General features: G+C 74.2%; 26 protein-coding genes and 1 pseudogene. 12 read left to right on the top strand and 15 right to left on the bottom strand.

The window, feature by feature from the left end:
* Positions 1–25 precede the first annotated feature (25 nt).
* From ACZ51D_RS26320 to ACZ51D_RS26310, 3 genes are all read right to left on the bottom strand, one after another.
* Entirely contained in the window at positions 26–913 is an 888-nt protein-coding gene (locus ACZ51D_RS26320) for a DUF4253 domain-containing protein (RefSeq protein WP_465663687.1), read from the bottom strand.
* A 148-nt stretch (positions 914–1,061) separates the two neighbouring features.
* The gene (locus tag ACZ51D_RS26315) at positions 1,062–2,042 is read right to left on the bottom strand and encodes an aldo/keto reductase (protein ID WP_465615064.1); all 981 of its coding nucleotides are present in this window, start codon (positions 2,040–2,042) and stop codon (positions 1,062–1,064) included.
* A 74-nt stretch (positions 2,043–2,116) separates the two neighbouring features.
* Entirely contained in the window at positions 2,117–2,665 is a 549-nt protein-coding gene (locus ACZ51D_RS26310; protein ID WP_465663686.1) for a hypothetical protein, read from the bottom strand.
* A gap of 426 nt (positions 2,666–3,091) precedes the next feature.
* Between ACZ51D_RS26310 and ACZ51D_RS26305 the strand changes: the two genes are divergently transcribed.
* Together ACZ51D_RS26305 and ACZ51D_RS26300 are read left to right on the top strand one after the other, a co-directional pair.
* Entirely contained in the window at positions 3,092–3,949 is an 858-nt protein-coding gene (locus ACZ51D_RS26305; protein WP_465663685.1) for a hypothetical protein, read from the top strand.
* A 219-nt stretch (positions 3,950–4,168) separates the two neighbouring features.
* Positions 4,169–4,666, top strand: coding sequence for a hypothetical protein (locus ACZ51D_RS26300; RefSeq protein WP_465663684.1), 498 nt, complete (start codon positions 4,169–4,171; stop codon positions 4,664–4,666).
* A gap of 190 nt (positions 4,667–4,856) precedes the next feature.
* On the opposite strand, the gene ACZ51D_RS26295 is transcribed toward ACZ51D_RS26300, so the two are convergent.
* From ACZ51D_RS26295 to ACZ51D_RS26285, 3 genes are all read right to left on the bottom strand, one after another.
* Entirely contained in the window at positions 4,857–4,934 is a 78-nt protein-coding gene (locus ACZ51D_RS26295) for a hypothetical protein (RefSeq protein WP_464336931.1), read from the bottom strand.
* 99 nt (positions 4,935–5,033) lie between these two features.
* On the bottom strand, positions 5,034–5,564 hold the full coding sequence (locus tag ACZ51D_RS26290; protein ID WP_465663683.1) for a cupin domain-containing protein: 531 nt from the start codon (positions 5,562–5,564) through the stop codon (positions 5,034–5,036).
* A gap of 113 nt (positions 5,565–5,677) precedes the next feature.
* Positions 5,678–5,845, bottom strand: coding sequence for a hypothetical protein (locus tag ACZ51D_RS26285; protein ID WP_360497621.1), 168 nt, complete (start codon positions 5,843–5,845; stop codon positions 5,678–5,680).
* Positions 5,846–6,003: 158 nt separating this feature from the next.
* Here ACZ51D_RS26285 and ACZ51D_RS26280 point away from each other — a divergent pair, with 158 nt between their 5' ends.
* Complete coding sequence (locus ACZ51D_RS26280; RefSeq protein ID WP_465663682.1) at positions 6,004–6,852, top strand: HNH endonuclease; 849 nt, start codon at positions 6,004–6,006, stop codon at positions 6,850–6,852.
* Between the two features lie 110 nt (positions 6,853–6,962).
* Here the strand turns inward: ACZ51D_RS26280 and ACZ51D_RS26275 are convergent, their stop codons facing one another.
* Positions 6,963–7,871 carry a LysR family transcriptional regulator gene (locus tag ACZ51D_RS26275; RefSeq protein ID WP_465615058.1) on the bottom strand — a complete coding sequence of 303 codons (909 nt, stop codon included), beginning with the start codon at positions 7,869–7,871 and terminating at the stop codon, positions 6,963–6,965.
* Positions 7,872–7,936: 65 nt separating this feature from the next.
* On the opposite strand from ACZ51D_RS26275, the gene ACZ51D_RS26270 reads away from it, so the two are divergent.
* Together ACZ51D_RS26270 and ACZ51D_RS26265 are read left to right on the top strand one after the other, a co-directional pair.
* Positions 7,937–8,746 carry an NAD(P)-dependent oxidoreductase gene (locus ACZ51D_RS26270; protein ID WP_465663681.1) on the top strand — a complete coding sequence of 270 codons (810 nt, stop codon included), beginning with the start codon at positions 7,937–7,939 and terminating at the stop codon, positions 8,744–8,746.
* A 234-nt stretch (positions 8,747–8,980) separates the two neighbouring features.
* The gene (locus ACZ51D_RS26265; protein WP_465663680.1) at positions 8,981–10,279 is read left to right on the top strand and encodes a hypothetical protein; all 1,299 of its coding nucleotides are present in this window, start codon (positions 8,981–8,983) and stop codon (positions 10,277–10,279) included.
* A gap of 42 nt (positions 10,280–10,321) precedes the next feature.
* Here the strand turns inward: ACZ51D_RS26265 and ACZ51D_RS26260 are convergent, their stop codons facing one another.
* A complete protein-coding gene (locus ACZ51D_RS26260; RefSeq protein WP_465615055.1) occupies positions 10,322–10,732 on the bottom strand; it encodes a RidA family protein in 411 nt (136 codons plus the stop codon).
* A gap of 266 nt (positions 10,733–10,998) precedes the next feature.
* Between ACZ51D_RS26260 and ACZ51D_RS26255 the strand changes: the two genes are divergently transcribed.
* From ACZ51D_RS26255 to ACZ51D_RS26245, 3 genes are all read left to right on the top strand, one after another.
* On the top strand, positions 10,999–12,234 hold the full coding sequence (locus ACZ51D_RS26255; protein ID WP_465615054.1) for an FAD-dependent monooxygenase: 1,236 nt from the start codon (positions 10,999–11,001) through the stop codon (positions 12,232–12,234).
* Between the two features lie 95 nt (positions 12,235–12,329).
* Complete coding sequence (locus ACZ51D_RS26250) at positions 12,330–13,103, top strand: MerR family transcriptional regulator (protein ID WP_465615053.1); 774 nt, start codon at positions 12,330–12,332, stop codon at positions 13,101–13,103.
* Positions 13,100–13,309, top strand: a complete 210-nt coding sequence (locus ACZ51D_RS26245; protein ID WP_465663679.1) for a hypothetical protein — start codon at positions 13,100–13,102, stop codon at positions 13,307–13,309. Before ACZ51D_RS26250 ends, ACZ51D_RS26245 begins: the two co-directional genes overlap by 4 nt.
* A gap of 99 nt (positions 13,310–13,408) precedes the next feature.
* Here ACZ51D_RS26245 and ACZ51D_RS26240 read toward each other — a convergent pair whose 3' ends face one another.
* Both ACZ51D_RS26240 and ACZ51D_RS26235 read right to left on the bottom strand, forming a co-directional pair.
* The gene (locus ACZ51D_RS26240) at positions 13,409–13,825 is read right to left on the bottom strand and encodes a VOC family protein (protein WP_360497648.1); all 417 of its coding nucleotides are present in this window, start codon (positions 13,823–13,825) and stop codon (positions 13,409–13,411) included.
* Positions 13,826–13,830: 5 nt separating this feature from the next.
* Positions 13,831–14,256 (bottom strand): helix-turn-helix transcriptional regulator, encoded by a 426-nt coding sequence (locus ACZ51D_RS26235; RefSeq protein WP_360497804.1) that lies wholly within the window; start codon positions 14,254–14,256, stop codon positions 13,831–13,833.
* Between the two features lie 116 nt (positions 14,257–14,372).
* Here ACZ51D_RS26235 and ACZ51D_RS26230 point away from each other — a divergent pair, with 116 nt between their 5' ends.
* Positions 14,373–15,593, top strand: coding sequence for a PP2C family protein-serine/threonine phosphatase (locus ACZ51D_RS26230; protein ID WP_465663678.1), 1,221 nt, complete (start codon positions 14,373–14,375; stop codon positions 15,591–15,593).
* Positions 15,594–15,735: 142 nt separating this feature from the next.
* Here ACZ51D_RS26230 and ACZ51D_RS26225 read toward each other — a convergent pair whose 3' ends face one another.
* Positions 15,736–17,043, bottom strand: coding sequence for a cryptochrome/photolyase family protein (locus tag ACZ51D_RS26225; protein ID WP_465663747.1), 1,308 nt, complete (start codon positions 17,041–17,043; stop codon positions 15,736–15,738).
* 260 nt (positions 17,044–17,303) lie between these two features.
* Between ACZ51D_RS26225 and ACZ51D_RS26220 the strand changes: the two genes are divergently transcribed.
* Both ACZ51D_RS26220 and ACZ51D_RS26215 read left to right on the top strand, forming a co-directional pair.
* Complete coding sequence (locus ACZ51D_RS26220; protein ID WP_465663746.1) at positions 17,304–17,879, top strand: carbonic anhydrase; 576 nt, start codon at positions 17,304–17,306, stop codon at positions 17,877–17,879.
* A 122-nt stretch (positions 17,880–18,001) separates the two neighbouring features.
* Entirely contained in the window at positions 18,002–18,649 is a 648-nt protein-coding gene (locus ACZ51D_RS26215; RefSeq protein WP_465615049.1) for a flavin reductase family protein, read from the top strand.
* 86 nt (positions 18,650–18,735) lie between these two features.
* Here ACZ51D_RS26215 and ACZ51D_RS26210 read toward each other — a convergent pair whose 3' ends face one another.
* Together ACZ51D_RS26210 and ACZ51D_RS26205 are read right to left on the bottom strand one after the other, a co-directional pair.
* Positions 18,736–19,380, bottom strand: a complete 645-nt coding sequence (locus ACZ51D_RS26210) for a hypothetical protein (protein ID WP_465663677.1) — start codon at positions 19,378–19,380, stop codon at positions 18,736–18,738.
* A gap of 286 nt (positions 19,381–19,666) precedes the next feature.
* Positions 19,667–20,107: a nuclear transport factor 2 family protein gene (locus tag ACZ51D_RS26205; protein ID WP_465615047.1), complete on the bottom strand. Its 441-nt coding sequence runs from the start codon at positions 20,105–20,107 to the stop codon at positions 19,667–19,669.
* A 120-nt stretch (positions 20,108–20,227) separates the two neighbouring features.
* On the opposite strand from ACZ51D_RS26205, the gene ACZ51D_RS26200 reads away from it, so the two are divergent.
* Positions 20,228–20,851 (top strand): TetR/AcrR family transcriptional regulator, encoded by a 624-nt coding sequence (locus ACZ51D_RS26200; protein WP_465663676.1) that lies wholly within the window; start codon positions 20,228–20,230, stop codon positions 20,849–20,851.
* 89 nt (positions 20,852–20,940) lie between these two features.
* Here the strand turns inward: ACZ51D_RS26200 and ACZ51D_RS26195 are convergent, their stop codons facing one another.
* Both ACZ51D_RS26195 and ACZ51D_RS26190 read right to left on the bottom strand, forming a co-directional pair.
* Positions 20,941–21,720: an SDR family NAD(P)-dependent oxidoreductase gene (locus ACZ51D_RS26195; protein WP_465663675.1), complete on the bottom strand. Its 780-nt coding sequence runs from the start codon at positions 21,718–21,720 to the stop codon at positions 20,941–20,943.
* A 191-nt stretch (positions 21,721–21,911) separates the two neighbouring features.
* Positions 21,912–22,183 (bottom strand): annotated as a pseudogene (locus ACZ51D_RS26190) (DUF4287 domain-containing protein).
* Positions 22,184–22,245 lie beyond the last annotated feature (62 nt).

Raw genomic sequence — 22,245 nt, 5'->3', positions numbered from 1 at the left:
GCCGGCCCCCGGCCGCTTTCCCGGGTCAGTCCCACCAGAAGAACCACTGGCGGGCGCCCACCAGCTGCTCGGCGTACTCGGTGAGGCGGCCGGCGCCCTGGAAGACCAGGTCGGGGCAGAGGGCGGTGTGCTCGGCGGCCAGCGGGAGCGCCTCGGCGAGCGTGGCGGGCGGCACGGGGACGCTCAACCGGAGGGTGTCGAAGCCGACTTCGACGACCTGGGCGCCGAAGCGGCGTTCCCAGTCGGCGAGCACGGCGGCGATCTTGGCGATGTCGTTCTCGTGGTTGACCGGTCCGCTCCACCCGCACACCGCCAGCGCCTCGGCGCCGCTGCCGGCCCGGACGAGGCCGAGGCGGGCGTCCTGCACGGACTGCAGCACGTCGGCCAGTTCGCGGGCCTCGGCGCCGGCCGCGCCGTCGGGCACGTCGGCGGCCGGGGCGGGGCCGGGCCAGGTGCGGCCGTAGGGGGCCAGGGCCTCGGCGAGTTCGTCCTCGTCCCCGTCGTCGTGGCCGACCCCGCCGTCGTCGTGGCCGGCCTCTTCCTCGCCGTCGCCGTCCGCCTCCCACCAGCGGTGCAGCAGGGCGGCCGGGTCGTACCGGTCGGGAGCACAGGCCTGGCTCGGGTACAGCTCGCCGGACAGCCAGGGCCGGTAGTCGGGGCCGTCGCCCAGGGGGCTGAGCAGCAGCGGCCACAGGCCGGTCTGCGGGTGCGCGCGGTGCAGTCGCGCCCACAGGCCGGTGGGGGCGGGGGCGTCGCTGATCCACAGCAGCGGCTCCCGCCCGTCCCCGCCGTTCCCTTCGCCTCCTTCGCCTCCTTCGCCTCCTTCGTCTGCGGCGACGAGGCGGCCGGGCGGCAGAGCCACGGGCAGGGCGGAGAGGGCGGCGGCGAGGTCGAGGTCCGGTGGCTGTGTCATGGCGCCCACCGTAGGAGCGGGCACCGACAACGGGGCGGGTGCGCCCGGGTGCCCTGGTGCCCGGTGACGCCCGACGTCCGCCGCCGCCGACGACGGCCGATCAGGTATCCGATCAGGCGTTCGTTCGGGTGTCCGCTCAGGCGTCCGCTCAGGCCCAGGGCAGCTGCGAGCGCGTGTGCCAGTACGCCTCGGCGGGCTCGGCCATGGCGGCGAGGGCGGCGAGGTCCTGCGGGGTCGGATGGGCCTCGGCCGCGGTCAGGTTGGAGGCGAGCTGGTCGAGGGTGGCGGCGCCGGACAGGACGACGTCGGCCCAGGGCTGGGCGGCGGCCGCGGCCAGGGCGAGGGCGTCGGGGGTGGTGCCGGTGCGGGCGGCGAGGGTGCGCAGGGCGGCGGTGTCGGGGCCGGTGGCGTTGCGGCCGGCCAGGCGGCCGTTGGCCATGCCCTCCTTGACCACGACGAGCCAGCCGGCCGCGTGGACCTCGGCGAGGGCGGGCGCGGCGGAGGTCTCCAGCAGGTTCCAGGTGGCCTGGACGGCGGTGAACAGCGGGCGGCCGGCCACGGTGACGGCGAGGGCCTCGCGGATGGTGTCGGCCTGGGCGGGGCCACTGGTGGACAGGCCCACCCGCACGCCCTCGGCGGCGAGGGCGGCCAGGCGCTCGTGCAGGGCGGGGTCGGTGAGGGCGGGACTGCCGGGCACGACGGAGTGGACGAGGTAGACGTCGAGGCGGTCGCCGAGCAGGGCGCGGGTCTCGCGGATCTGGCGGTCGAACACCGCCGTCGAGTGCTCCTTGACCTCGTGCGCGGCGACCCCGTTCGCCTGCCAGCCCGCCGTGTAGGTGTAGCCCCACTTGCTGCCGACCGTCACCTCGGCCGCCGCCTCGGGGTGTTCGTCCAGCCAGCGGGCGAGGAACTCCTCGGCGCGGCCGTAGGAGCGGGCGGTGTCGAGGTAGCGCACCCCGGCGGCGTACGCGGCGTCGAGGAGGGCGTGGGTGCGCTCGCGCAGCGCCTCGACGGTGCGTTCGGCGGGCAGGTCCGCGTCGCGCCCCAGGGTGATGTAGCCGGGCCGGCCGACGGCTGCGGTGCCCAGTCCCAGACGCGCGGGCTCCGGACGGGCGGGGTCGGTCGGCATGGCGTGGTCTCCTCGGGCGCGACGGGTGCTCACCTGGGACTTTAGCCGTGCCGGCCCCGGCGAGCGCCGGCCGGCTACCAGGCGGCCCGGCGCGCGGTCTCCCCCGGCCGGGTCGCGGGGGCGGCGGTCTCCCCCGGCCGGGCCGCGGGGGCGGCGGTGTGCCCGGGCCGGGCCGCGGGGGCGGCGGTGTGCCCGGGCTCGGACCAGTCCGAGGACGAGGTGCGGACGGCCTGGAGGGGCGCGTCGATCGGCACTTCGGTCAGACGGACGGCGCGCACCGGCGCAGGGGTCGTGGCGAGGACCTGGTCCAGGCGCAGCACGAAGTTGACGTAGTCCAGCGCCTTGCCCGGCCAGTGGCAGTCGTTGCTGGTGAGCAACTGGCTGCGGACACCGTCGCGTTCGGTGACCGGCCCGGGGGTGGTGCGTAGGTTCGGCTGCCAGCTGCGCCCCCACAGGTGGTGTTCCAGGGACAGCGTCCAGCTCTCCTCGTTGACCTCCAGCGCCGCGCCGACCCGCCCGGCCAGCACCCGGCTGCCGTACGGTCCGCGCACGACCGCCCGCTGGTCGAAGTCGGCGCTGCGCCCGATCACCGTGATCCGCCACGCGCCGTGATACCTGAGCATGCCCGCCTCCTGACGCCCCGGCGCCCCCTCCGACCGGCGGCGCCCCTTCCACGTCTACGGCCGAACGCCGCCCGGCGGCTCAACCCGCCCCCGGGACGGGGCCGCCGGGTCGGGGTGGCGTCGGATCGTCGGGGACGGGGAGTTGCCGGTGCGGGCGTGGCGATTCCCCGGGCGCGGGAATCTGACGGATGGTCACTTCGGGGCCGGGTACGGCCGGGTACGGCAGGGTCCAGGGGCGGCAGGGCCCGGGGGCGGGGGCGGGGTGTACGGCGCGCGTGGGTGGTGTGGCGGATCTACGCTGGTGGCGTGACCGCCTACGTGACCGCCTAGCGGGCGGCTCCGGAACGGGATCCCTCGCGGGCGGCTCCGGAACGGGATCGGTGACCCGCCGTGGCCGCTCGGACCTTTTCGCCCTGGAGGTGGGGTATGCGTGGCACGCGTGGCACGGCCGCCGGGCGCCGGACGGGGGCGCGGCGGGTGCGGGCGGGAGTCCTGGTCGCGGCGGCGGTGCTCGCGGGCGGCGGCCAGTTCGCGTACGGGGCGTGGCCTGCCGCGGCCGCCGGTACGGCGCCGGTGCGGGCGTGTCCGGCCGAGGCGCTCGCTCCGGGCCTGCCGCCGCTCGCGGCCGCGCCGTCCTCGGTGGCGGTGCCGGACGGCGTCGCGCTGCCGTCCTCGGCCGCGGTGTTCGCCGCCCGGTACCCGGGCGAGGTCCAGTACCTCGTCGCGCCGGGTGACTGGACCTGTGACGTGGTCTTCTTCAGCGGCGACGGCGGAGAGCAGGCGTTCGTCCACCCCGGCGCTCCTGCCGCCAACCCGGCCGGCACCCGGTTCGCCTCGGTGGTGCAGGCCGTCTTCGTCAGCGGCGGCACGCAGACGAACATCGACCTGGCCTGCCCGTTCGTGCCCCAGGCCGCGGCCGCGCCGAACATCTGCAACTCCCCGCCGCGCCAGGGCGCCGACCGCCTGCACGCCCTCCCGGTCCACGCCCCGGGCGTGTTCCTCACCGCCGTCGGCGTCCCGGCGGGCACCCGCGAGCCGAACCTTCCCGCGAGCGGAGGGCCGGACCGCACGGTCGCCCTGGTGGCGTTCCAGACCCCCGGCGGCCCCGGGCAGGAGATCAGCTGCACCGTGCCGACGGCCGCCTCCCCCGTACCGACCTGCCAGGCCGCCCTCGGCTTCTTCCTCGCCACCAGCACCGCCGGCAGGCAACTGGCCCCCACCGACCTGGCCTCCGCCCTCGCCGACCTGGACGCCTTCGTCGCCTCCTACCTCGCCCAGCCCTGACGACCCGGCCCGCTGCGCGGGAAGTCGGCCCCTCCGACTTCCCGCGCAGCCGCAGGCCGCCCGGGGTGGCGGGGGTCGCGGGGGTCGGGGGGGTGGGCGCGCTCGGCAACCGTGGGGCCACGGTGGGGAATTGAGTACGGGAGCGGATTGCGGTCCGGGGCGCGGGCGGGGCAGGGTGTGGGCGCAGAGGCGTGCGCGACCCGAGAGGACCTCCGGCCGGTGGAAAGCATCCTGTACCTCCTCCTCTATCCGCTGTCCCGGCTTTGGGAGGCTTTCCGAGCGCTGCGCGCACACTGGCCCACCGACCGGCGGATGGTCGCCCTGATCCACTCGCCGCGGGCGCGGGCGGCGAGGGCGGCGGAACGGGAGCGGATCCGGGAACTGGTGGGCGCACTGGGGGCGGTGGAGGGCGTCGAGCACGTGCTGACCCAGGTCAGGGACTTCTCCGTCCGCCCGGACGGCCTTGCCGTGCTCCACAGTCTCTCCGACGCCGATGCGCTACTGCTCTGCCGGATCTCCGCACGGGCCTACTTCGTGGTCCGGGAGGACATCACCGACGTGCTGCCCAGGATCGAGGCGGCGGACGTGGCCGAGTGGTGCGCCCGGGGCCGGAGGCCGAGCGCGGGCGGGACCGTCGAGCACGCGCTGCGCTGGTACCGCAACGGCGGCATCAACCAGGAGGGCCTGCCGATGGACTCCCCCGACCTGGGCGACTGATCTGACCTCAGCGGCCTCGATCTCAGGCGCGTTTGGGGAACCTGGAGGCACGGGGGAGCACCGCCCGCGCCGTCGAGTGACGGGCGGGCGGTGCCGAACGCGGACGGGCGCGGCTGTCAGCCGTCAGCTGTCGGCCGTCGGCGGGATGCCGCCGACGGCCGCGCGGTCAGCCGCTCAGCTGCTCAGCCGTTCAGCACTGGGGGCGGCGGCCGTGGTTGGCCCCGCGCCTGGCCCGGGCCTTCTTCTTGCGGCGGCGCTTCGACGACATGGCCTCTCCTCTCGCAACCGGGACACCCTGGTCTTCCACCGTTCCACACCCGGGCCGTCCCGGCCCGTCGAGCCGCCGGCGGCCGGGGAGCCCCGCCGCTCAGGCGCGGCTCGCCAGGGCCTCGCGCCAGGCGGGGCTGTCGACGTAGTGGTTGTCGAAGCGCTCGGAGGAGGCGGCGATCGCCGCCGGCGCGGTCTCGCCGCGCATGACGCTGCCCAGCAGGCGCAGGTAGTCGAAGCGCTCCATGCCGGGGGTGAACATGAACAGCACGTCGGCCTCGGCCCCCTGCGCGGCCGCGAAGGCGTGCGGGGTGTGCGGGGGCACGGCGAGGAAGTCGCCCGCGCCCAGGACGGTGACCTCCTCTCCGACCAGTACCTCCAGCGAGCCGCTGATCACGAAGAACAGCTCCCAGGCCCGGGTGTGGAAGTGCGAGGGGGCCCCGGCGGCGCCCTCGGCGAAGGTGGAGCGGTAGACGGTGAAGCCGCCCGCACCCGGGTCCGTCTCGGCGAGGAGGGTCATGGTGGCGCTGGGGTCGGCGCAGGTCTCGGCCTCGGCGCAGCGGGTCAGGACGGGGGTCGCGACAGGAGCGGCAGCGGTGGCGGTGGCGGGGATGTTCTTCGTCGTCGTCATGTGATCAATCTACGGCCGAATAGACCCATGGTCATGTGGCAATCAGAGGCCGTTTTCATGGGTCAATTCCCCTCCGGCCTCCGGGCATCCCGCCATGGCGCAGGAGTCGGCGGTCAGTCGGGGAGGTTCCCGTTGCCGCCCAGGTTCGCCACCATGCGGCGCAGCATGTTGATGGCGGTGCCGCCGGAAAGGGGGCAGCAGCGGGCGATACAGGCGATACGGCCGAACGGCAGGTTGCCCGGGAGTACGCTTACCCCGACAGAGCCGAATGCTTTGTCCATCACCAAGCCGGGCGCCGGTCGGGGGTATCGTGGGGATTTCGGCCAAGGACAGGAAGATGCTCTGGGGGCGCTCAGGCAACGAGTGCGCCTTCCCTGAGTGTCCCAGAGAACTGGTGGCGGATCTCGGGGGATATACGGAGGACGGCTCGGGAGTCGGTGTGACACTGGGCGAGGAAGCACACATCGTCGCCGAAAACGACGGCGGCCCCAGGGCCGACCCCCGCATGCCCAAGCCCGAACGCGACTCATACGCCAACATGATCCTGCTGTGCGAAGAGCATCACAAAGTGATCGACTCCGCCAACGGGAAATTCTTCTCGGTCGACCAATTGCTCGTGATGAAATCCGAGCACGAGGAGCGGGTGAAGCGGCAACGCGATCGCCATTCGCAAGAACGCCAAGCCAAGGACGAGAATATGGCGGCACTCCTGAGCGAGTGGGAGCGTCAGGTTCTGCTTGATGACTGGGATGCCTGGACATCGTGGCTGCTCTCTCCGCACCCACACATGACATCGGAACGGTTCAGCCACCTCCAGAATTCCCATATCTGGGTGAAGAGTCGCTTCTTTCCGCCTGGCGACTACCGGCAGCTCGCGAGGGCATTCAAGAATTTCTCGCTCGCCTGGGGCGACCTCATGCAGTTCCTGGACATCCATTTCAAGAACGCCCGATGGGATCCTCGCCAGCTGGAGCTGCATGCCAAGTACAAGGAGATTCCCTGGGATCCGCCACTGTACGAAAGACTGGGGAAGGAGTTCGACGACAACTGCGATATCGTACACCTGCTCACGATGCAGACTTCAGCGGCGGCGAACTTCCTCCTGAGCGCCGTGCGAGAGTCTTTCGATCCGGTTTACCGCTTTGACATCGGGTTCATTACAGTCACCCGCGGTCCGGACGAGATGCTGCGGTTCCAGCATTACCGTCCGGAGTACTCGGCGGACGATCTCAAGCGGGAGTTCCCGTATCTCGGCATGGATAAGCTTGTCGAAGGCTTGCGTGACTGACGTACCACGCTCTCCCTCGTGGATCTCCCCGCAAATGCACCGGCCCCACAAGTGGCACGTTCCACCGAGGAGCCGGCCCCGGTCCGATGGGGCGCGGACCCGCGTGCCCCCTACTCCCCCGCCCCCGCGCCCGCGTCCGCTGCCTCCCGCAGGAAGTCCGTGAAGCCCTTCACCGCCGGCGGTACTCGCCGGCCCCTGCGGGTCGCCGTGTAGACGTGCCGGACCGGGGTGTCGTCGGGGTGCAGGGGGATGAGGGCGAGGTCGGGGCGGGCGGCGCGGGCGGCCAGGGAGGGGATGAGGGTGGGGCCCAAGCCGGCTGCCACCAGGCCGAGTTTGGCGGTCCAGGCGGAGACGGCGTATTCGATGCGGGGTTGGAAGCCGCTGCGCAGGCAGGCCGCGAGGAGGGTGGTTTCGGCGTGGCGGCGGGCGGCGATCCAGGGTTCGTCGGCGAGTTCGGCCAGTCGCAGGCGTCGTCGGCCGGCGAGGCGGTGGCCGGGTGGCAGGGCGACCAGCACGGGGTCGTCCAGGAGTGGCCGAAGGTCGAACTGTTCGGCCTCGTCCGTGAGTTCGCCGTACGAGGCGACCACGGCGAGGTCGATCGCACCGTTGCCGAGCAGCTCGAGCAGGTGGGCCGAGAGGCCTTCGGTGAGGCTGATCGCCACCTGCGGGTGTGCGGTGCGGAAGGCGGCGAGCGCGCCGGGGACCAGGGCCGCGTTGGCGCTGTCGAAGGCGCCCACCCGCAGCTGTCCGGCGGTGAGTTCGGTGAGTGCGGCGAGGTCGCGCCGGGTGGTGTCGAGGCGTTCCAGCATGGCTTCGGCGTGTGGCAGCAGTGCCCGGCCGTGCTCGGTCAGTCGCACTCCGCGGGCCAGGCGGTCGAACAGTGGGGTTCCCAACTCGCCTTCCAGGGTGGCGATCTGGCGGGAGATGGCGGACTGGGTGAAGCCCAGCCGTTCTCCGGCGGCGGTGAAGGAGCCGAGGTGTGCGACGGTGCGGAAGACGTCCAGCCAAGCCATGTCCATTCCGCATGCCTACCATGCGAGACATTCGCTTGTCGCCTGGGTTGTGGCTGCCTAGCGTTGCGGCCATGGAAAAGATCGCATTTCTGGGACTGGGCCGGATGGGCCTGCCGATGGCCCGTCGCCTCGCCGCCACCGGCCACCCGTTGACCGTCTGGAACCGCTCCCCCGGCCGTATCGACACCCTCGCCGACGGCCTCACCGACGGCCTCACCGAGGCCGCGACCCCGGCGCAGGCAGTGCGGGGCGCGGACGTCGTCGTCACCATGCTGTCCGACCCGGCGGCCGTCGCCGAGGTGGCCGGGCGGTTCACGGCGGAGCTGGCGCCGGGCACGCTGTGGATCGACATGTCCTCGATCGGCCCGCGCGCCACCGCCGGGCTGCGCGCGCAACTCCCGGACGGCGTCGGCCTGGTGGACGCCCCGGTGGTCGGCAGCGTGGGACCGGCGGCGACCGGCGACCTGCTGGTCTTCGCGGGCGGCGAGGACGCCGACCTGGACCGCGCGCAGCCCGTCCTGGAGCGTCTGGGCCGGGTGCGGCGCTGCGGCGGCCCGGGGTCGGGCGCGGCACTGAAGGTGGTGGTGATCGGCGCGATCGTGGCCTCGGTCACGGTGGTCGGCGAAGTACTGGCGGTGGCCGAGGAGTTGGGCGTGCCGCAGGAGCTGGCGCGGGAGGTGCTGTCGGCCGGGCCGCTCGCGGGGGTGGTGGCCCGGGCGCACAGCACCGAGTCGGACTTCCCGGTCCGCCTGGCCGCCAAGGACCTCGCCCTGGCGGGCGGCGGCCCGGTCCTGTCGGCGGCCCGCGAGGTGCTGCTGGCGGACCCGTCGATCGCCGAGGAGGACCTGTCGGCGGTGGTGAGGGCCCTGCGGCGGGGCTAGGCCGTTTCCTGCGGATCATCTGAGGTCCACATCGGACGGCCTTGTAGGCCGCTTCGAAGCGCAGGAAGTCGACGGAGTCGACTTCCTGCGCGGCGCGGCGCGGCGCCGTGACGGCACCGCTCGGCGAGGGCACGGCTCTCGGCGAGTGAGGCCGGAACTTCCCTCCACGTCCGGCCAACGGCCCCTGTATAAACGGAGACGAGGGGGACCGTAAGGGACCGAGGGGGTTTCAGCATGCACGCGAGGCAGCAGCCGGAGAAGGCCGGGCGTCCTCATCGCGACGCGGGCCCGGCCCGACGGCCCGGCACCGGTGCACGATCCGACGCCGGAACGGTGCCCCCGCAGGCCGGCGCGGCCCTGCAACGCACCGTCGGCAACGCGGCAGCGTCCCGCATGATCGCCAGGCGCCGGGACGGCTCCGGCTCGGCGGACCGTCAGACGGTGCCGGTACTCCAGCGCGTGGTGCGCGAACAGCTGGACCCGAACAACGTGCTGAGGGTCTGCGAGGCCGCCATGTACAAGGAGGGGACTGTCACACCCGGCGGGCGGGCGTCCGAGCTCCGGAACATCGTGTGGGAGAACCACTGGGCCGCCATCGCGGAGGTGTGCCGGAAGCACAAGTACACCATCGCCGTCCGCGAGACCGGGGAGCATTCCATCCGGCGCATCGCGGAGGGCGCCAAGCCCAAGCCGCACACCATCCTGGAGAAGTCCATCAAGCCCTCGTCCGTCCGTCGCAAGTACGGCACCGGGCCCGGGCAGGCGCAGGGCGACCCGGCGACCGTGCTGCGCTGGCTGAAGGACCACGACCTGAGCGGCTTCGTCGGCCACTGGAGCGACCAGGGCCTGATCGGCGTCCGGATCGACCACCCGCCCCAGCAGGTCCTGGACCTGGGGATCGTACGGACCGGCGCCAGGGGCGAGCAGTACGTGCCGCTCGACATGGCGGCGCAGGACGGCGGCCCGGAGCTGGCCCAGCTGAAGGCCGACCCGCAGTGGAAGCACTACCTCTACACCGGGGACTACGACCTGCACGAGGTGTACTCCGCGCAGGGCGGCACGGGCGGCGGCCAGATCCCCGAAGCCACCCCCGAGAAGGCCAAGCTGCTCAACCGGCTCAACGGGGGGATCGCACTCGACGCCCAGGAAGAGGTCGTGCGCAGCGGCACGGTGGCCACGGAGAACGGCAGGCTGCACATGGCGGGCGGCTCCGAGTACGCCATGTTCCAGCACGGTGACCAGGCCACGTACCGGATGAACCAGTACTTGGAGGCGCAGGACGCCGCCGAGGCGCAGGACGGGCTGGAGGGTCAGGTGGCCCGGCAGGCGGCGCAGTTGGTGCGGGCGGTGGCGACGGAGGCCGACGAGCCGCTGGCGTGGTGCCGCATGGGGCAGTGGTTCGTGACGAGGGACCGTGCGGAGCACGCGGTCCTGCGGGCCCGCTGGAAGCTGGCCGTGCCGCACACCTGGGGCGCCGAGGAGGTGGAGCGCACGGCCCGCGGCGGTTACCGCACGGCCCGCTACACGGACTGACCCGCGCCGTCGGGCCGGCCGACCGCCTGGCCGCTGATCACGCTATTCGCGCTCACCGAGCTGGTCGAGGACCGCGTCGACCTCGACCTCGACCAGCCACCGCTCGTCGATGAAGCGCGACACCTCCATGAACGTGCACGCCGGTCGGATCGTCGCGAAGCGTTCGCCGTGGGCGCGCGCGGCCTCCTTCCACCGCGTGATGTCGGTGAGCATGACGCGGGTGCGCACGACGTCCTTGAGCGAGGCGCCGGCCTCCTTCAGGGCTGCCTCGGCGACGTCCAGGCAGTGGACGGTCTGGGCGTGGACGTCGCCCTGGGCCACCGCCGTGCCGCTCTCGCCGATGGGGGCGGTCCCTGCGACCGCGACGTACGGGCCCTTGCGTACGGCCCGGGAGAAGCCGATCCGCGGTTCGAGGGGTGAGCCGGAGCTCACCAGCTGTCGAGTGTTCTCCATGCCGCCATCGTCCCGCACTAGTGCACCCGTCGCCGTCCGCCCCGCCCGCCTCCCGCCTGCGCGAAAGCCCTCGACCGGGCACCGGGAGCGCGGCCTCGAGCACCCTGGCGCACTAGTACACCGTCCCCAAATCCCTGCAGTACATGGCTTGTTGAGCCGATGCGTACGGCGTACATTCATCAGCGTCGAACACCCCGGACACCCCGGACACCCCGAACGCGCCGGGACACCCCGGACACGCCGGACACACGGACGGAGCGAACCCCGTGAGCAGCATTGACCACCCCAGCGACATCCTCGTCTCCGGCGGCGGCATCGCCGGTCCCGCCCTCGCCCACTGGCTGCGCCGCCACGGCTTCAACCCCACCGTCGTCGAGCGCGCCCCCGGCCCGCGCCCCGGCGGGCAGGCCGTCGACCTGCGCGGCGCCGGGCGCACCGTCGTCGAGCGGATGGGCCTGATGGAGCGGGCCCGCGCGCTCTGCGTCGAGCAGCGCGGCATCGCCCTGGTCGACCGGCGCGGACGGATGAGCGCCCGGATGCCCGTCGAACTGTTCGGGGGCGAGGGCATCGTCTCCGAGATCGAGATCCTGCGCGGCGACCTCGCCGACCTGCTCCGGGAGTCCACCGACGGCGTCGAGTACCTCTGGGACGACACCGTCACCGCGCTCGCCCAGGACGCCGACGGCGTCACCGTCACCTTCGAGAACGCCCCCGCCCGCCGCTTCGCCCTGGTCATCGGCGCGGACGGGCCGCACTCCGCCGTCCGCCGCCTCGCCTTCGGCCCCGAGGAGGGCCACTACCGCCCCCTCGGCGGCTACCACGCCTGGTTCACCGTCCACGACGCCGCGCTCGCCCGCGACCTCGACAGCTGGTTCCTGATGTACAACGCCCCCGGCGGGCTGGTCGCCGGCGCCCGCCCCGGCCGGCTGCCCGGCGAGGTCAAGGCCTCCCTGGGCTTCCGCTCCGCGCCCCTGACGTACGAGCGCCGCGACACCGCCGCCCTCAAGCGCCTGCTCGCCGACCGCTTCGCCGGCGCCGGCTGGGAGGTGGACCGGCTGCTCGCCGGGATGCGCACCGCCGAGGACTTCGCCTTCGACTCCTTCGGCCAGATCCGCCTCGACCACTACAGCCGCGGCCGGGTCGCCCTGCTCGGCGACGCCGGCTACAGCCCCAGCCCCCTCACCGGCCTCGGCACCAGCCTCGCCCTCGTCGGCGCCTACCTGCTCGCCGGTGAACTCGCCGCTGCCCAAGGCGACTTCGGCACCGCCTTCGCCCGCTACGAGGAGCTGATGCGGCCCTACGTCACCCAGGCCCAGGAGCTGCCGCCCGGCGGCCTGCCCGGCTACGCCCCCGACAGCGCCCTGATGATCCGCCTGCGCGCCGCCTCCATGCGCTGGATGGGCCGCCGGCCGCTGCGCAACCTGCTCGCCGCCCAGTTCGCCAAGGCCGACGCCATCGACCTGCCCGACTACCCGCTGCCCGCCCGGCCCGGCCACCCCTGAACCCGCACCCGAAGCCGACCCCGACCCCGACCCCGAACAACCCGACCCCGAACCGGGCTTGCACCTCACCCGACGTCAGGAGGAATGCTCGTGCCATGCCCACCGAACAGACCTGGAAGGTCGGCCCGCTCGCCGAGGCCAGCGGCCTGACCGTACGAACGCTGCACCACTGGGACCGGATCGGCCTGCTCGCCCCCTCCCGGCGCACCGCCTCCGGCCACCGCGCCTACACCGAGCAGGACGTCGTCCGCCTCTACCAGATCCTCGCCCTGCGCCGCCTGGGCCTGGGCCTGGACACCATCGCCACCTGCCTGGACGCCGGCATCGACCCCGTGCGCCTGGTGCGCGAGCACCTGGCCGCCACCGAGGCCTCCCTCACCTCCCTGCAGGCGCTGCGCGAGCGCCTCGCCCACGTGCACACCGAACTCAGCGCCGAACGCGCCCCCTCCACCACCGACCTGCTGCGCCTGGTCCAGGCCGTCGGCGCCACCGGCCCGACCGGCCCCGCCGCCCGGGAGGCCCTGCACCGCCACCTCGACGACGACCAGATCCACGCCCTCGCCGACCACGCCGCCGCCCTCGGCCCCGCCGCCCACTACCTGCTGGAGGTCGAATGGCCCCAGCTCTACCGCAGCGCCGAGGCCCTGCGCACCGCCGGGGCCGGGCCCACCGACCCCCGGGTCCGCCGCATCGCCGAACGCCTCGACGAACTCGGGCGCCTCTTCAGCGGCGGCGACACCACCCTGTCGACCGCCGTGCGCACCGCCTGGCGCGAGGACCCCGCCGCGATGTCCGGCGACCCCGACGCCCCGGCCGACGCCTGGGCCGAGCTGCGCGCCTTCCTCGACCGGGCCCGCCAGGCCTCATGACCGCCACCGCCCCCGAAGGCCCCCGGCTCCCCCACCGCCGGCCCCACCACCTGCGGCTGCGCCTCGCCCTGGCGGCCACCCTCCCCGTCCTCACCCCGGCCACCCTCGCCGCCGCGGCGGGCCTCCTGCCCTGGACGGTGCTGCCCGCCGTCACCGCCGCCGAGGCCCTCCAGGCCTACCGGCACTACCACCGCCTCGCCCGCTGACCCCGGACGGGCCCCGGGCCCCGTGCCCCGGGACGAGCCCTGACCCCGGACGAGCTCCGGCCCGGTCCCACGGGGGTGGACCGGGCTGCGCCTCGCCCGCTACCGCGTGCGGGGCTGGTTGAAGCGGAGCATGTTGCCCGAGGGGTCGCGGAAGGCGCAGTCGCGGACGCCGTAGGGCTGGTCCATGGGTTCCTGGAGGACTTCGGCGCCGGCGGCGCGGATGCGTTCGAAGGTGGCGTCGCAGTCGTCGGTGCGGAAGATGACGCCGCGCAGCAGGCCCTTGGCGAGGAGTTCGGCGGCGGCGTGGCGGTCGTCCTCGGAGGCGTGCGGGTCGGCCAGCGGGGGTTCCAGGACGATCTCGACGTCGGGCTGGTCGGGTGAGCCGACGGTGACCCAGCGCATGCCCTCGAAGCCGACGTCGTTGCGTACCTCGAAGCCGAGGACGTCGCGGTAGAAGGCGAGGGCCTTGTCGTGGTCGTCGACGGCGATGAAGCACTGGGCGAGTTCGATGCTCATGCCGGTCACGCTACGGGAGTGGTCCCGCCCTTCGCTTCGGTTCGCCGGACCGGGCGGGTGCGGATCTTGGCGATGCAGGCGGGGATCGGGGCACCGTCCTCGTGGTCGCGGGCACGGTAGGCGCTGGGGCTTTCGCCGACGAGTTCGGTGAAGCGGGTGCTGAAGGAGCCCAGCGAGGTACAGCCGACGGCCATGCACACGTCGGTGACGCTCAGGTCCCCGCGCCGCAGCAGCGCCTTGGCCCGTTCGATGCGGCGGGTCATGAGGTAGCTGTACGGGGTCTCGCCGTAGGCGGTGCGGAAGCTGCGCGAGAAGTGGCCGGGGGACATCAGGGCGGTGCGGGCGAGCGCGGGCACGTCCAGGGGCTGGTCGTAGTCGCGGTCCATCCGGTCGCGGGCCTGGCGCAGCCGGACGAGGTCGGCCAGGGGCACCCGGCCCGTACGGGCCGGGCTGCTCGCTCGGGCCGCACTGCTCGGGCTGCTCTCACGGGGCGCACCGCTCGTACGGGGTTCTGGGGAGGACACACCTGCCACCGTACCGACCGCCGGTGACAAGCGGCTTCCCCCGTCCGGCGCGGCCCGTTGGCGCCCGCGCCGCCGGGCCGACCACCCTGGGGGGACGGTCGGGCGAGGACCGGGGCGCGGCGGACGGCGGAGAGGGCGGCGGGGTGGAGACCAACGGCACCGTCCCGCGGGCACCCGGCCACCGGGCGGTGGTGCTGGGGGTGCTGGCGGCGACGGCGGTCGTGCTGCTGGCGCAGGCGGCCAGTGGTACCAGTGCCCGGCTGGTGCTGCTGCTGGTGTTCCTGCCCGCGCTGCTGGCGGGGCTGGGCACGGTCGCGCAGACGGTGGCCGTCTCGGTGTGGGTGGCGGGTGTGGTGGTGGTCAGCACGGTGCTGTGGCCGCCGGTGTCCGTGGAGGCGCGGGTGGGCACCCTGGTGGCGGTGGTCGGTGCCGAGGCCGCCGTGGTCGGGCTGTGCGCGCGGCGGGTGCGGCGGGAGCGGCAGCTGTCGCGGATGCGGCAGAGCGCGGTGGCGCTGCAGCGCCAGTTGCTGCGTCCGCTGCCGGTGACCACCGCGGACGTGCGCCTGGACGGGCTGTACCGACCGGTGGAGGAGGACGCCCTGGTGGGCGGTGACCTGTACGACATCGCCGAGACCCTGCACGGCACCCGGGTGCTGGTGGGCGACGTGCAGGGCAAGGGCCTGCCCGCGATCGGTACGGGCTTCGCGGTGCTGAGCGCCTTCCGGGAGGCGGCGTTTCGCGAGGCGGAGCTGACCGCCGTCGCCGACGCCCTGGAGGCGGCGGTGGAGCGGCACAACGCGTACGCGGTGCAGAGCGGCGAGCAGGAGCGTTTCGTCACTGCGACCGTGCTGGGCCTGCGCGGCGCCGAGGACGTGCGGGCCGTCAACTGCGGCCACCTCGCCCCGTACCTGCTGCGCGCCGACGGCCGGGTGGAGCCCGTCGCGCTGCCCGCCGGGATCCCGCTGGGCCTGGCGTCGCTGGCCGAACTGACCGGCGGGGCGCGGCCGCGCACGGTCCGGCGTTTCGCGCTGCCCGCCGACGGGGTGCTGGTGCTGCTCACCGACGGCATCACCGAGGCGCAGGACGCCTCCGGCGTGTTCTACCCGGTCGAGCGGGGTCTGGCCGAGCTCGCCGCGACGGCCGCCGACGCCCTGCCCGAGGCCCTCGACCGGCGGGCCCGGCGCTGGAGCGGCGGGCGCAGCCGCGACGACGTCACGGTCCTGGCCCTGCGCCGCGCTTCGTAGGGCGCGGCGCTCGCGGTGGGCCGGGTGGCGCCCGGGGCTCGGGCCCGCCCGTCAGCCGGTGGCGTGCATGCGGGCCGTCGGGCATGCGGGCCGTCAGGCATGCGGGCCGTCAGGCATGCGGGCGGTCAGGGCATGCGGGCGGTCAGGGCATGCGGGCGGTCAGGGCGTCCGGGGGCACCAGGGGGGCGGGGTAGTCGAGGGGTTCGTCCAGGGTCCAGGGGCGGTGGACGGTACGGCCGGGGAGGTGGGCGAGTTCGGGCAGCCAGCGGCGCACGTAGGCGCCGTCGGGGTCGTAGCGCTCGGCCTGGCGCAGGGGGTTGAGGACCCGGTTGGGGCGGGTGTCGTTGCCGGTGCCGGCGATCCACTGCCAGTTGAGCTGGTTGTTGGCGAGGTCGCCGTCGACGAGGAGGTGGAGGAAGTGGGCGGCGCCGGGGCGCCAGTCGTGGCGCAGGGTCTTGGTGAGGAAGGAGGCGGTGAGCAGGCGGGCGCGGTTGTGCATCCAGCCTTCGTGGGCGAGCTGGCGCATGCCCGCGTCGACGATCGGGTAGCCGGTGCGGCCCCCGTGCCAGGCCCGCAGTTCCTCCTCGTCGTGGTGCCACCGGGTGCCGCGGGGGCGGTAGTCGGCGTGGGCGGCGTCGGGGCGGGCGGCCAGGACCTGGTGGTGGAAGTCGCGCCAGGCGAGCTGGCGGACCAGGGCGTCGGCGCCGGGTCCGCCGTGTTCGGCGGCGCGGTGGGCGAGTTCGGCGGCGGACAGGCAGCCGAAGTGCAGGTAGGGCGAGAGGCGGGAGGTGGCGTCGGCGGCGAGGTCGTCGTGCAGGCGGTCGTAGTCGCCCGGGTTCCAGGCGCGCAGCCGGCGGCGGGCGGCGCGTTCGCCGCCGGGCGGCAGGCCCGGGGAGGTGCCGGCGGGGGCGGCGGGCAGCGGGTCGCCGTGCGGGCCGTCGGGGGTGGCGAGGGTGCGCGGGGCGGGCAGCAGCGGGCGGCGCGGGGCCTGCTGCCAGGCGCGCAGGTACGGGGTGAAGACCGCGTAGTGGTCGCGTCCGGCCGGGGTGAGGGCGCCGGCGGGGACGACGGTGAGCCCGTCGTGCAGGTGCAGCCTGTCGCCCAGCGCGCGGCGCAGCGCGGCTTCGCGGCGGGTGGCGAAGGCGGAGACGCCGGCGGCGGTGTGGACGGCGCCGGCGCCGCATTCGGCGGCGACGCGGGCGGCCTGTTCGGCGGGGTCGCCGTGGCGCAGGACCAGCCGGGAGCCGGCCGCGCGCAGGGCCCGGTCGAGGTCGGCGAGGCTGTCGGCGAGGAAGGCCCGCCGGTTGGGCGCGGCGAAGCCGGCCCGCTCGACGGCGGGGTCGAGGACGAACAGTGGCAGGACCTGGTCGGCGCCGGTGCGGGCGGCGTGCAGGGCGGGGTTGTCGTGCAGGCGCAGGTCCTGGGTGAACAGGACGACGGCGGTGCTCATCGGGGCCGTGGGCATGGGTCGACTATGGCGGGGGCCGCCGTCCGGCGCCCGGGACACGCCGTGCCCGCGGGGGTGCGACGTCAACCCCCCGGCTGCGGGGCCCACCTGCGGCGTTCTAGGGTGCTGGCATGATCCCCACACCGATATCCGACCCCACGCCGGTGTCCGGCGCCACGCCGGTGTCCGCCTCCGTCCCGGTCTCCGTCCCCGACCCGACGGCCGACCCGGTGACCGACCCCCGCCAGGCGCTGCGGGTGCTGATGGAGGGCAACGCCCGGTTCGTCGCGGGCAGCCCCCAGCACCCCAACCAGGACGCCGGGCGCCGGGCCGCGCTCGCCCCGGCGCAGCGGCCCTTCGCGGTGCTGTTCGGCTGTTCGGACTCCCGGCTGGCCGCCGAGATCATCTTCGACCAGGGCCTGGGCGACCTGTTCGTGGTGCGCACCGCCGGGCACGTCACCGGGGCGGAGGCGCTGGGCAGCATCGAGTACGGGGTGAGCGTGCTGGAGTGCCCGCTGGTGGTGGTGCTGGGGCACGACTCCTGCGGTGCGGTGGCGGCGGCGCTGGACTCCCTGGAGCAGGGGCAGCTGCCGGGCGGCTTCGTGCGTGACGTGGTGGAGCGGGTGACCCCGAGCGTGCTGTCCGCCAAGGCGGCGGGCATCGAGGACCGGGACGCGATCGTGGACGAGCACATCCGCCAGACCGTGGACCTGCTGGTGGAGCGTTCCCAGGCGCTCGCCACCAGGGTCGCCGAGGGCACGGTGGCCGTGGTGGGCCTGTCCTACCGGCTGCGGGACGGCCAGGCCCGTCAGGTCGCCGCCCGGGGGCCGGTGGACTGACGGGCCCGGGGCGGGCGGCGGGAACTGGATGTCCGATCGCCGCCAGCGCCCCCGTCCGGGCGAGGCCAGAGTCGGTGGCCGACAGCGGTTCCCTCCCTCCCTCTTCCAAGGACGGCAATCCCGTGCACAAGGTCACCGACCTCAAGGTCCTGTACTTCGGCACCCCGGTGGTGCTGATCGGCTCGCGCAACGAGGACGGCAGTGCCAACCTCGCGCCGATGTCCTCGGCGTGGTGGCTGGGGCAGTCCTGCGTGCTGGGCCTGGGCAACAGTTCCCAGACCTCCGTCAACCTGCGGCGCGAGGGCGAGTGCGTGCTCAACCTGCCCTCCTCGGCGCAGGTGGACGCCGTGGACGCCCTCGCGCTGCTGACGGCCAACCCGCACATCAGCGAGATGCGGCGGGAGCAGGGCTACCGCCACGAGCGGGGCAAGTTCGCGGCGGCCGGGATGACCGAGCTGGCGGGCGAGCTGGTCCGGGCGCCGCGCGCCGCCGAGTGCCCGGTGCAGCTGGAGTGCCGGCTGGAGGCGGCGACGCCGCTGGCGGGCAACGACCGGTGCACCGCCTTCGAGGTGACGGTCGTGCGCGCCCACGTCGAGGAGAGCCTGATCGTGCCCGGCAGCGACCACTACGTCGACCCGCTCGGCTGGGACCCGCTGATCATGAAGTTCTGCGAGTTCTTCGGCGACGGCAAGCGGCTGTCCCCCTCCCGCCTCGCCGAGGGCTGGCGGATGCCCGGACGCCTGCCCGCCGCCGCCACCGCCGCCGTGTGACGGCCGCCCGCCGCAGCCGCTCACGGTCACGGCCGCGGGCCACGGCCGCAGGTCACGGCCACGGGTCACGGGTCACGGGTCACGGGTCACGGTGCGATGGTCGCCCCGCAGGAGTCGCACACCCGCGTCGCCGGCAGTTCCAGGAAGCAGGTCGGGCAGATCGCCGGCGGGCGCGGCACGGCCGCGGCGGCGGCGGCCGGCTTGACGGCCGCCTTGGCGCCCGGCTTGACGGCCGGCTTGGCCGCCTTGCGCTCCACCGACGCCTGCAGGCGCGGGGCGAGGGCGGGCGTGCCGCCGTCGGCGGGCAGGTCGGCGCCGAAGTGCCGGTAGCAGGCCAGGCGGGCGGCGGCCGCGTGCTGCTCGCGGTCCATCTCCGCGGTCACCGGCGGCTGCCCGGCCACCGCCAGCACCTCCTGGTAGCCGGCGCCGACCTTGCCGTCCGCCGCGTTCACCACCAGTGCCGTCAGCGGCGGGTCCCCGCGCCGGTGCGCCTCCAGGATCACCAGGGACAGCACCTTGCCGATCCAGTGCCGCTGCTGGACCCGGGTGCGCACCCCGGAGGCCTCCTGGACCGCCTCGGCCAGCTCCGCGTAGGTGATCACCGCGTGGTAGTGGCGCGCCACCTCCACCAGGGCCGGGTAGGCCGCCCGGGTCCACACGATGTGCGCCTGGGTGGCGCCGACCGCCGAATCGTCCGACACCCGCCAGTAGCCGCGCTGCTGCTCCGTCATCCGCCCGCCCCTGTTCGTCGTCTGTGCACGGCCCAGCAGGCCCTCGCCGTGAGCGAGGCTACCGGGCTGCGGAGCGCCGCGGGCTGGCGGGGCGGGCCGTCGCGGGGCGGGGCCGGGGCCCAGGACTTGACTTCAAGTCCTGTTGAAGTTGTCGAATGGCACCCGACCGCAGCCGTACGGGCATCCGCGGTCGATGCCCCGCCCGTACGGAAACCGTACCCGGGGCCGGGGCCGCCTTCATCCGATCGCGCCGTCGGCGGCCCCGGCCCCCGGGTCCACCGTTGCGCTACTTCCCTTCCAGGGCCGCCACCAGCTGGGGCAGGTTGCCGCCGGCGACGGCGAGGGCCAGGTGGTCGTGGTAGTCCCGACTGTGGACGATCAGGCCGTCGCGGACCCGCAGCACCAGGACGTTGGCGACCTCGAAGTCCCGCCCGGTGTCCCGGTGGTGCGCCTGGTAGTCGAACTGCGCGACGACCACCTCCGGATCCTCGGTCTCCCGGACCACGACGTTCTTCGCCCGCAGGTCCAGCGTCAGGTGCGCGCCGACCTGCGCGAACCGCTCGGCGATGACGGCCCGCCCCGCGAAGACGCGCGGCTCGACCGGCGCGAAGACGGTCTCCACCACCGCGTCCTCGGCGTAGAGCCGGGCCAGCTCCGAGAACCTCCCCCCGGTGATGCCTGCCAGCAGTTCGAGGAAGACCTCGCGCGGAGACGGTGTTTCGGACATGATCAACCCCCAGGATCGCGCCGCTGGAATCGGACCAGCGACTCCGCTTGGAACGATACGGACTGACCACTCCGGTTGTCCATGGGTACATCCGCGATCGCCGCGGACGGAAGGAGACCGGTGCCGGCGGAACGGAAGGACACCGGTGCCCTGGGCGGTGTCAGCGGTGTCATGAGCGGCGCCCCGGAACGGCCCCTGCGCGCGGACGCCGCCCGCAACCGGGCCAGGCTCCTCGACGCCGCCACCGAGGTGTTCACCACCCGCGGCATCGGCGTGCCCACCGAGGAGATCGCCCGCGCCGCCGGCGTCGGCATCGGCACCCTCTTCCGCCACTTCCCCACCAAGGAAGCACTGCTGGAAGCCGTCATGGTCCGCCGGCTGCAGACGATCACCGACCACACCGCCCGGCTCGCCGCCGAGGCCGAACCCGCCGAGGCCTTCTTCGCCTGCTTCCGCCTGGTCGTCGAACAGTCCGCCGGCAAACAGGAGTTCACCCGAGCCCTCACCGAAGCCGGCATCGACGTGCACGCCTCCCTGCGGGAGTCCAGCGAGCTGATGCGGGCGCAGCTCGCCGGGATCCTCGCCGCGGCGCAGCGGGTGGGGGCCGTGCGCCCCGAGGTGGGCCTGCCGGAGCTGATCGCGCTGCTCGTCGGCGTCGGTACGGCGGCGGAGCAGCTCGCGGGCGATCCGGCGGCCCGGGAACGGGTCTTCGACGTGGTCTTCGCCGGGCTGCGGACGCACTGACCCGGCGCGGCCCGACCGCGAGCTGCCGGCCTCCTACTTCCGGGGTCCGTCCCGCATCGCGAGGAGGGAGGCCCCGGGTTCCGGGTGGATCACCCGCCCGTGATCGGGCCGAGGTAGGTGCCGCCGGAGACGTCGATGACCTGGCCGGTCACCCAGCGCCCCTGGGGGCCCGCCAGGAAGCCCACCACGTCCGCGACGTCCTCCGGCCGGCCGATCCGCCCGAGCGCGGTGATCGACTCGAGTCCGGCCACCGCCTCGGGAGCGACGGTCCACCCGGCGGTCATGTCGGTCAGCACCACCCCGGGTTCGACCGTGTTCACCGTGATCCCGCGCCGGCCCAGTTCGTTGGCGAGCGAGGGGCCGAGGGCGGCGAGCGCCGCCTTGGTGACGGTGTAGCCGATCTGGAAGGGATTGGCGATCCGGGTGGCCGCCGAGCCCACGTTGACGATCCGTCCGCCGTCCCGCAGCAGCGGCAGCGCCCGCTGGACCACGAAGACGGGCGCGCTCACGTTGACCGCCAGGAGCCGTTCCCACTTCTCCTCGGTGAGCTGCCCGATCGAAGCGACCGCGTGGATGCCCGCGTTGTTGACCAGGATGTCCAGACCGTCCGCGCCGTGGTCCGCCAGCCCGGCGGTGAGCCCCTCGAACAGCGAGTCCACCGCACCGCTCTCGCCGAACCTGGCCGGTACCGCGAACGCCCGGCCCCCTGCCTCGCCGATCAGCGCCACGGTCTGCGCGGCGGCCGCTTCGTTGCCGCCGTAGTGGACCGCGACCAGCGCCCCCTCGGCCGCGAGCCGCACGGCGACCGCGCGCCCGATCCCGCGCGAGCCGCCTGTCACCAGAGCGGTCCTGCCGTCCAGTTCCCCCACGATCGTCTCTCCCTTCGTGCCGCCCCGGCCGAGTCCGGGACCGATCTCCAGTACAACCCGAAGTTCCGCGCCGTCAAAGGGCCGAAGGCGTCCGGGATCAGTCTCGGTACTGCCGCAGGGCCGGCCACAGTGCGGGCCGCGGCCCGGACGGGACCGGGGCGGCGAAAGGCCGGGGACGGCTCAGGGACGGCTCAGGGACGGGTCTGCTCGGCGAGGGTGTGGGCGACGAGGGCGTTGGCGTGGCCGTGGCCCAGGCCGTGGTCGGTCTTGAGCCAGGCGACGAGTTCCATGTGCTTGGTGAGGGGGAGGTGCGGATGAGGTCCTTCCACTCCTCGATGGGGCGGCCGTGCTTCTTCTCGATGGAGGGGAAGTAGGAGGCGGGGCCGCCCTTCGCGGCGGCGGGCTTGGCGGCGGGCTCGGCGACGGGCTTGGCGGCGGCGGTCTTCACGGGGGTGGCGGTCATGAGCGTGGTTCCTCTCGGTCGGGCAACGAAGTCGGGCATCGAAAAAGCGGTGCGGTCACGGG

The organism is Kitasatospora sp. NPDC033851 (assembly GCF_055576085.1).
The sequence above is the reverse complement of the archived record's forward strand: the minus strand, read 5'-3'. Positions and strand labels throughout refer to the sequence as shown.

Coding starts and splice junctions, on each gene's coding strand:
- ACZ51D_RS26315 (WP_465615064.1), bottom strand. CDS start 2,042: ATGCCGACCGACCCCGCCCGTCCGGAGCCCGCGCGTCTGGGACTGGGC.
- ACZ51D_RS26245 (WP_465663679.1), top strand. CDS start 13,100: ATGACCGCCACCGCCCCCGAAGGCCCCCGGCTCCCCCACCGCCGGCCC.
- ACZ51D_RS26305 (WP_465663685.1), top strand. CDS start 3,092: ATGCGTGGCACGCGTGGCACGGCCGCCGGGCGCCGGACGGGGGCGCGG.
- ACZ51D_RS26290 (WP_465663683.1), bottom strand. CDS start 5,564: ATGACGACGACGAAGAACATCCCCGCCACCGCCACCGCTGCCGCTCCT.
- ACZ51D_RS26265 (WP_465663680.1), top strand. CDS start 8,981: ATGCACGCGAGGCAGCAGCCGGAGAAGGCCGGGCGTCCTCATCGCGAC.
- ACZ51D_RS26285 (WP_360497621.1), bottom strand. CDS start 5,845: ATGGACAAAGCATTCGGCTCTGTCGGGGTAAGCGTACTCCCGGGCAAC.
- ACZ51D_RS26260 (WP_465615055.1), bottom strand. CDS start 10,732: ATGGAGAACACTCGACAGCTGGTGAGCTCCGGCTCACCCCTCGAACCG.
- ACZ51D_RS26270 (WP_465663681.1), top strand. CDS start 7,937: ATGGAAAAGATCGCATTTCTGGGACTGGGCCGGATGGGCCTGCCGATG.
- ACZ51D_RS26205 (WP_465615047.1), bottom strand. CDS start 20,107: ATGTCCGAAACACCGTCTCCGCGCGAGGTCTTCCTCGAACTGCTGGCA.
- ACZ51D_RS26210 (WP_465663677.1), bottom strand. CDS start 19,380: ATGACGGAGCAGCAGCGCGGCTACTGGCGGGTGTCGGACGATTCGGCG.
- ACZ51D_RS26220 (WP_465663746.1), top strand. CDS start 17,304: ATGGAGGGCAACGCCCGGTTCGTCGCGGGCAGCCCCCAGCACCCCAAC.
- ACZ51D_RS26225 (WP_465663747.1), bottom strand. CDS start 17,043: ATGAGCACCGCCGTCGTCCTGTTCACCCAGGACCTGCGCCTGCACGAC.
- ACZ51D_RS26310 (WP_465663686.1), bottom strand. CDS start 2,665: ATGCTCAGGTATCACGGCGCGTGGCGGATCACGGTGATCGGGCGCAGC.
- ACZ51D_RS26295 (WP_464336931.1), bottom strand. CDS start 4,934: ATGTCGTCGAAGCGCCGCCGCAAGAAGAAGGCCCGGGCCAGGCGCGGG.
- ACZ51D_RS26320 (WP_465663687.1), bottom strand. CDS start 913: ATGACACAGCCACCGGACCTCGACCTCGCCGCCGCCCTCTCCGCCCTG.
- ACZ51D_RS26275 (WP_465615058.1), bottom strand. CDS start 7,871: ATGGACATGGCTTGGCTGGACGTCTTCCGCACCGTCGCACACCTCGGC.
- ACZ51D_RS26240 (WP_360497648.1), bottom strand. CDS start 13,825: ATGAGCATCGAACTCGCCCAGTGCTTCATCGCCGTCGACGACCACGAC.
- ACZ51D_RS26250 (WP_465615053.1), top strand. CDS start 12,330: ATGCCCACCGAACAGACCTGGAAGGTCGGCCCGCTCGCCGAGGCCAGC.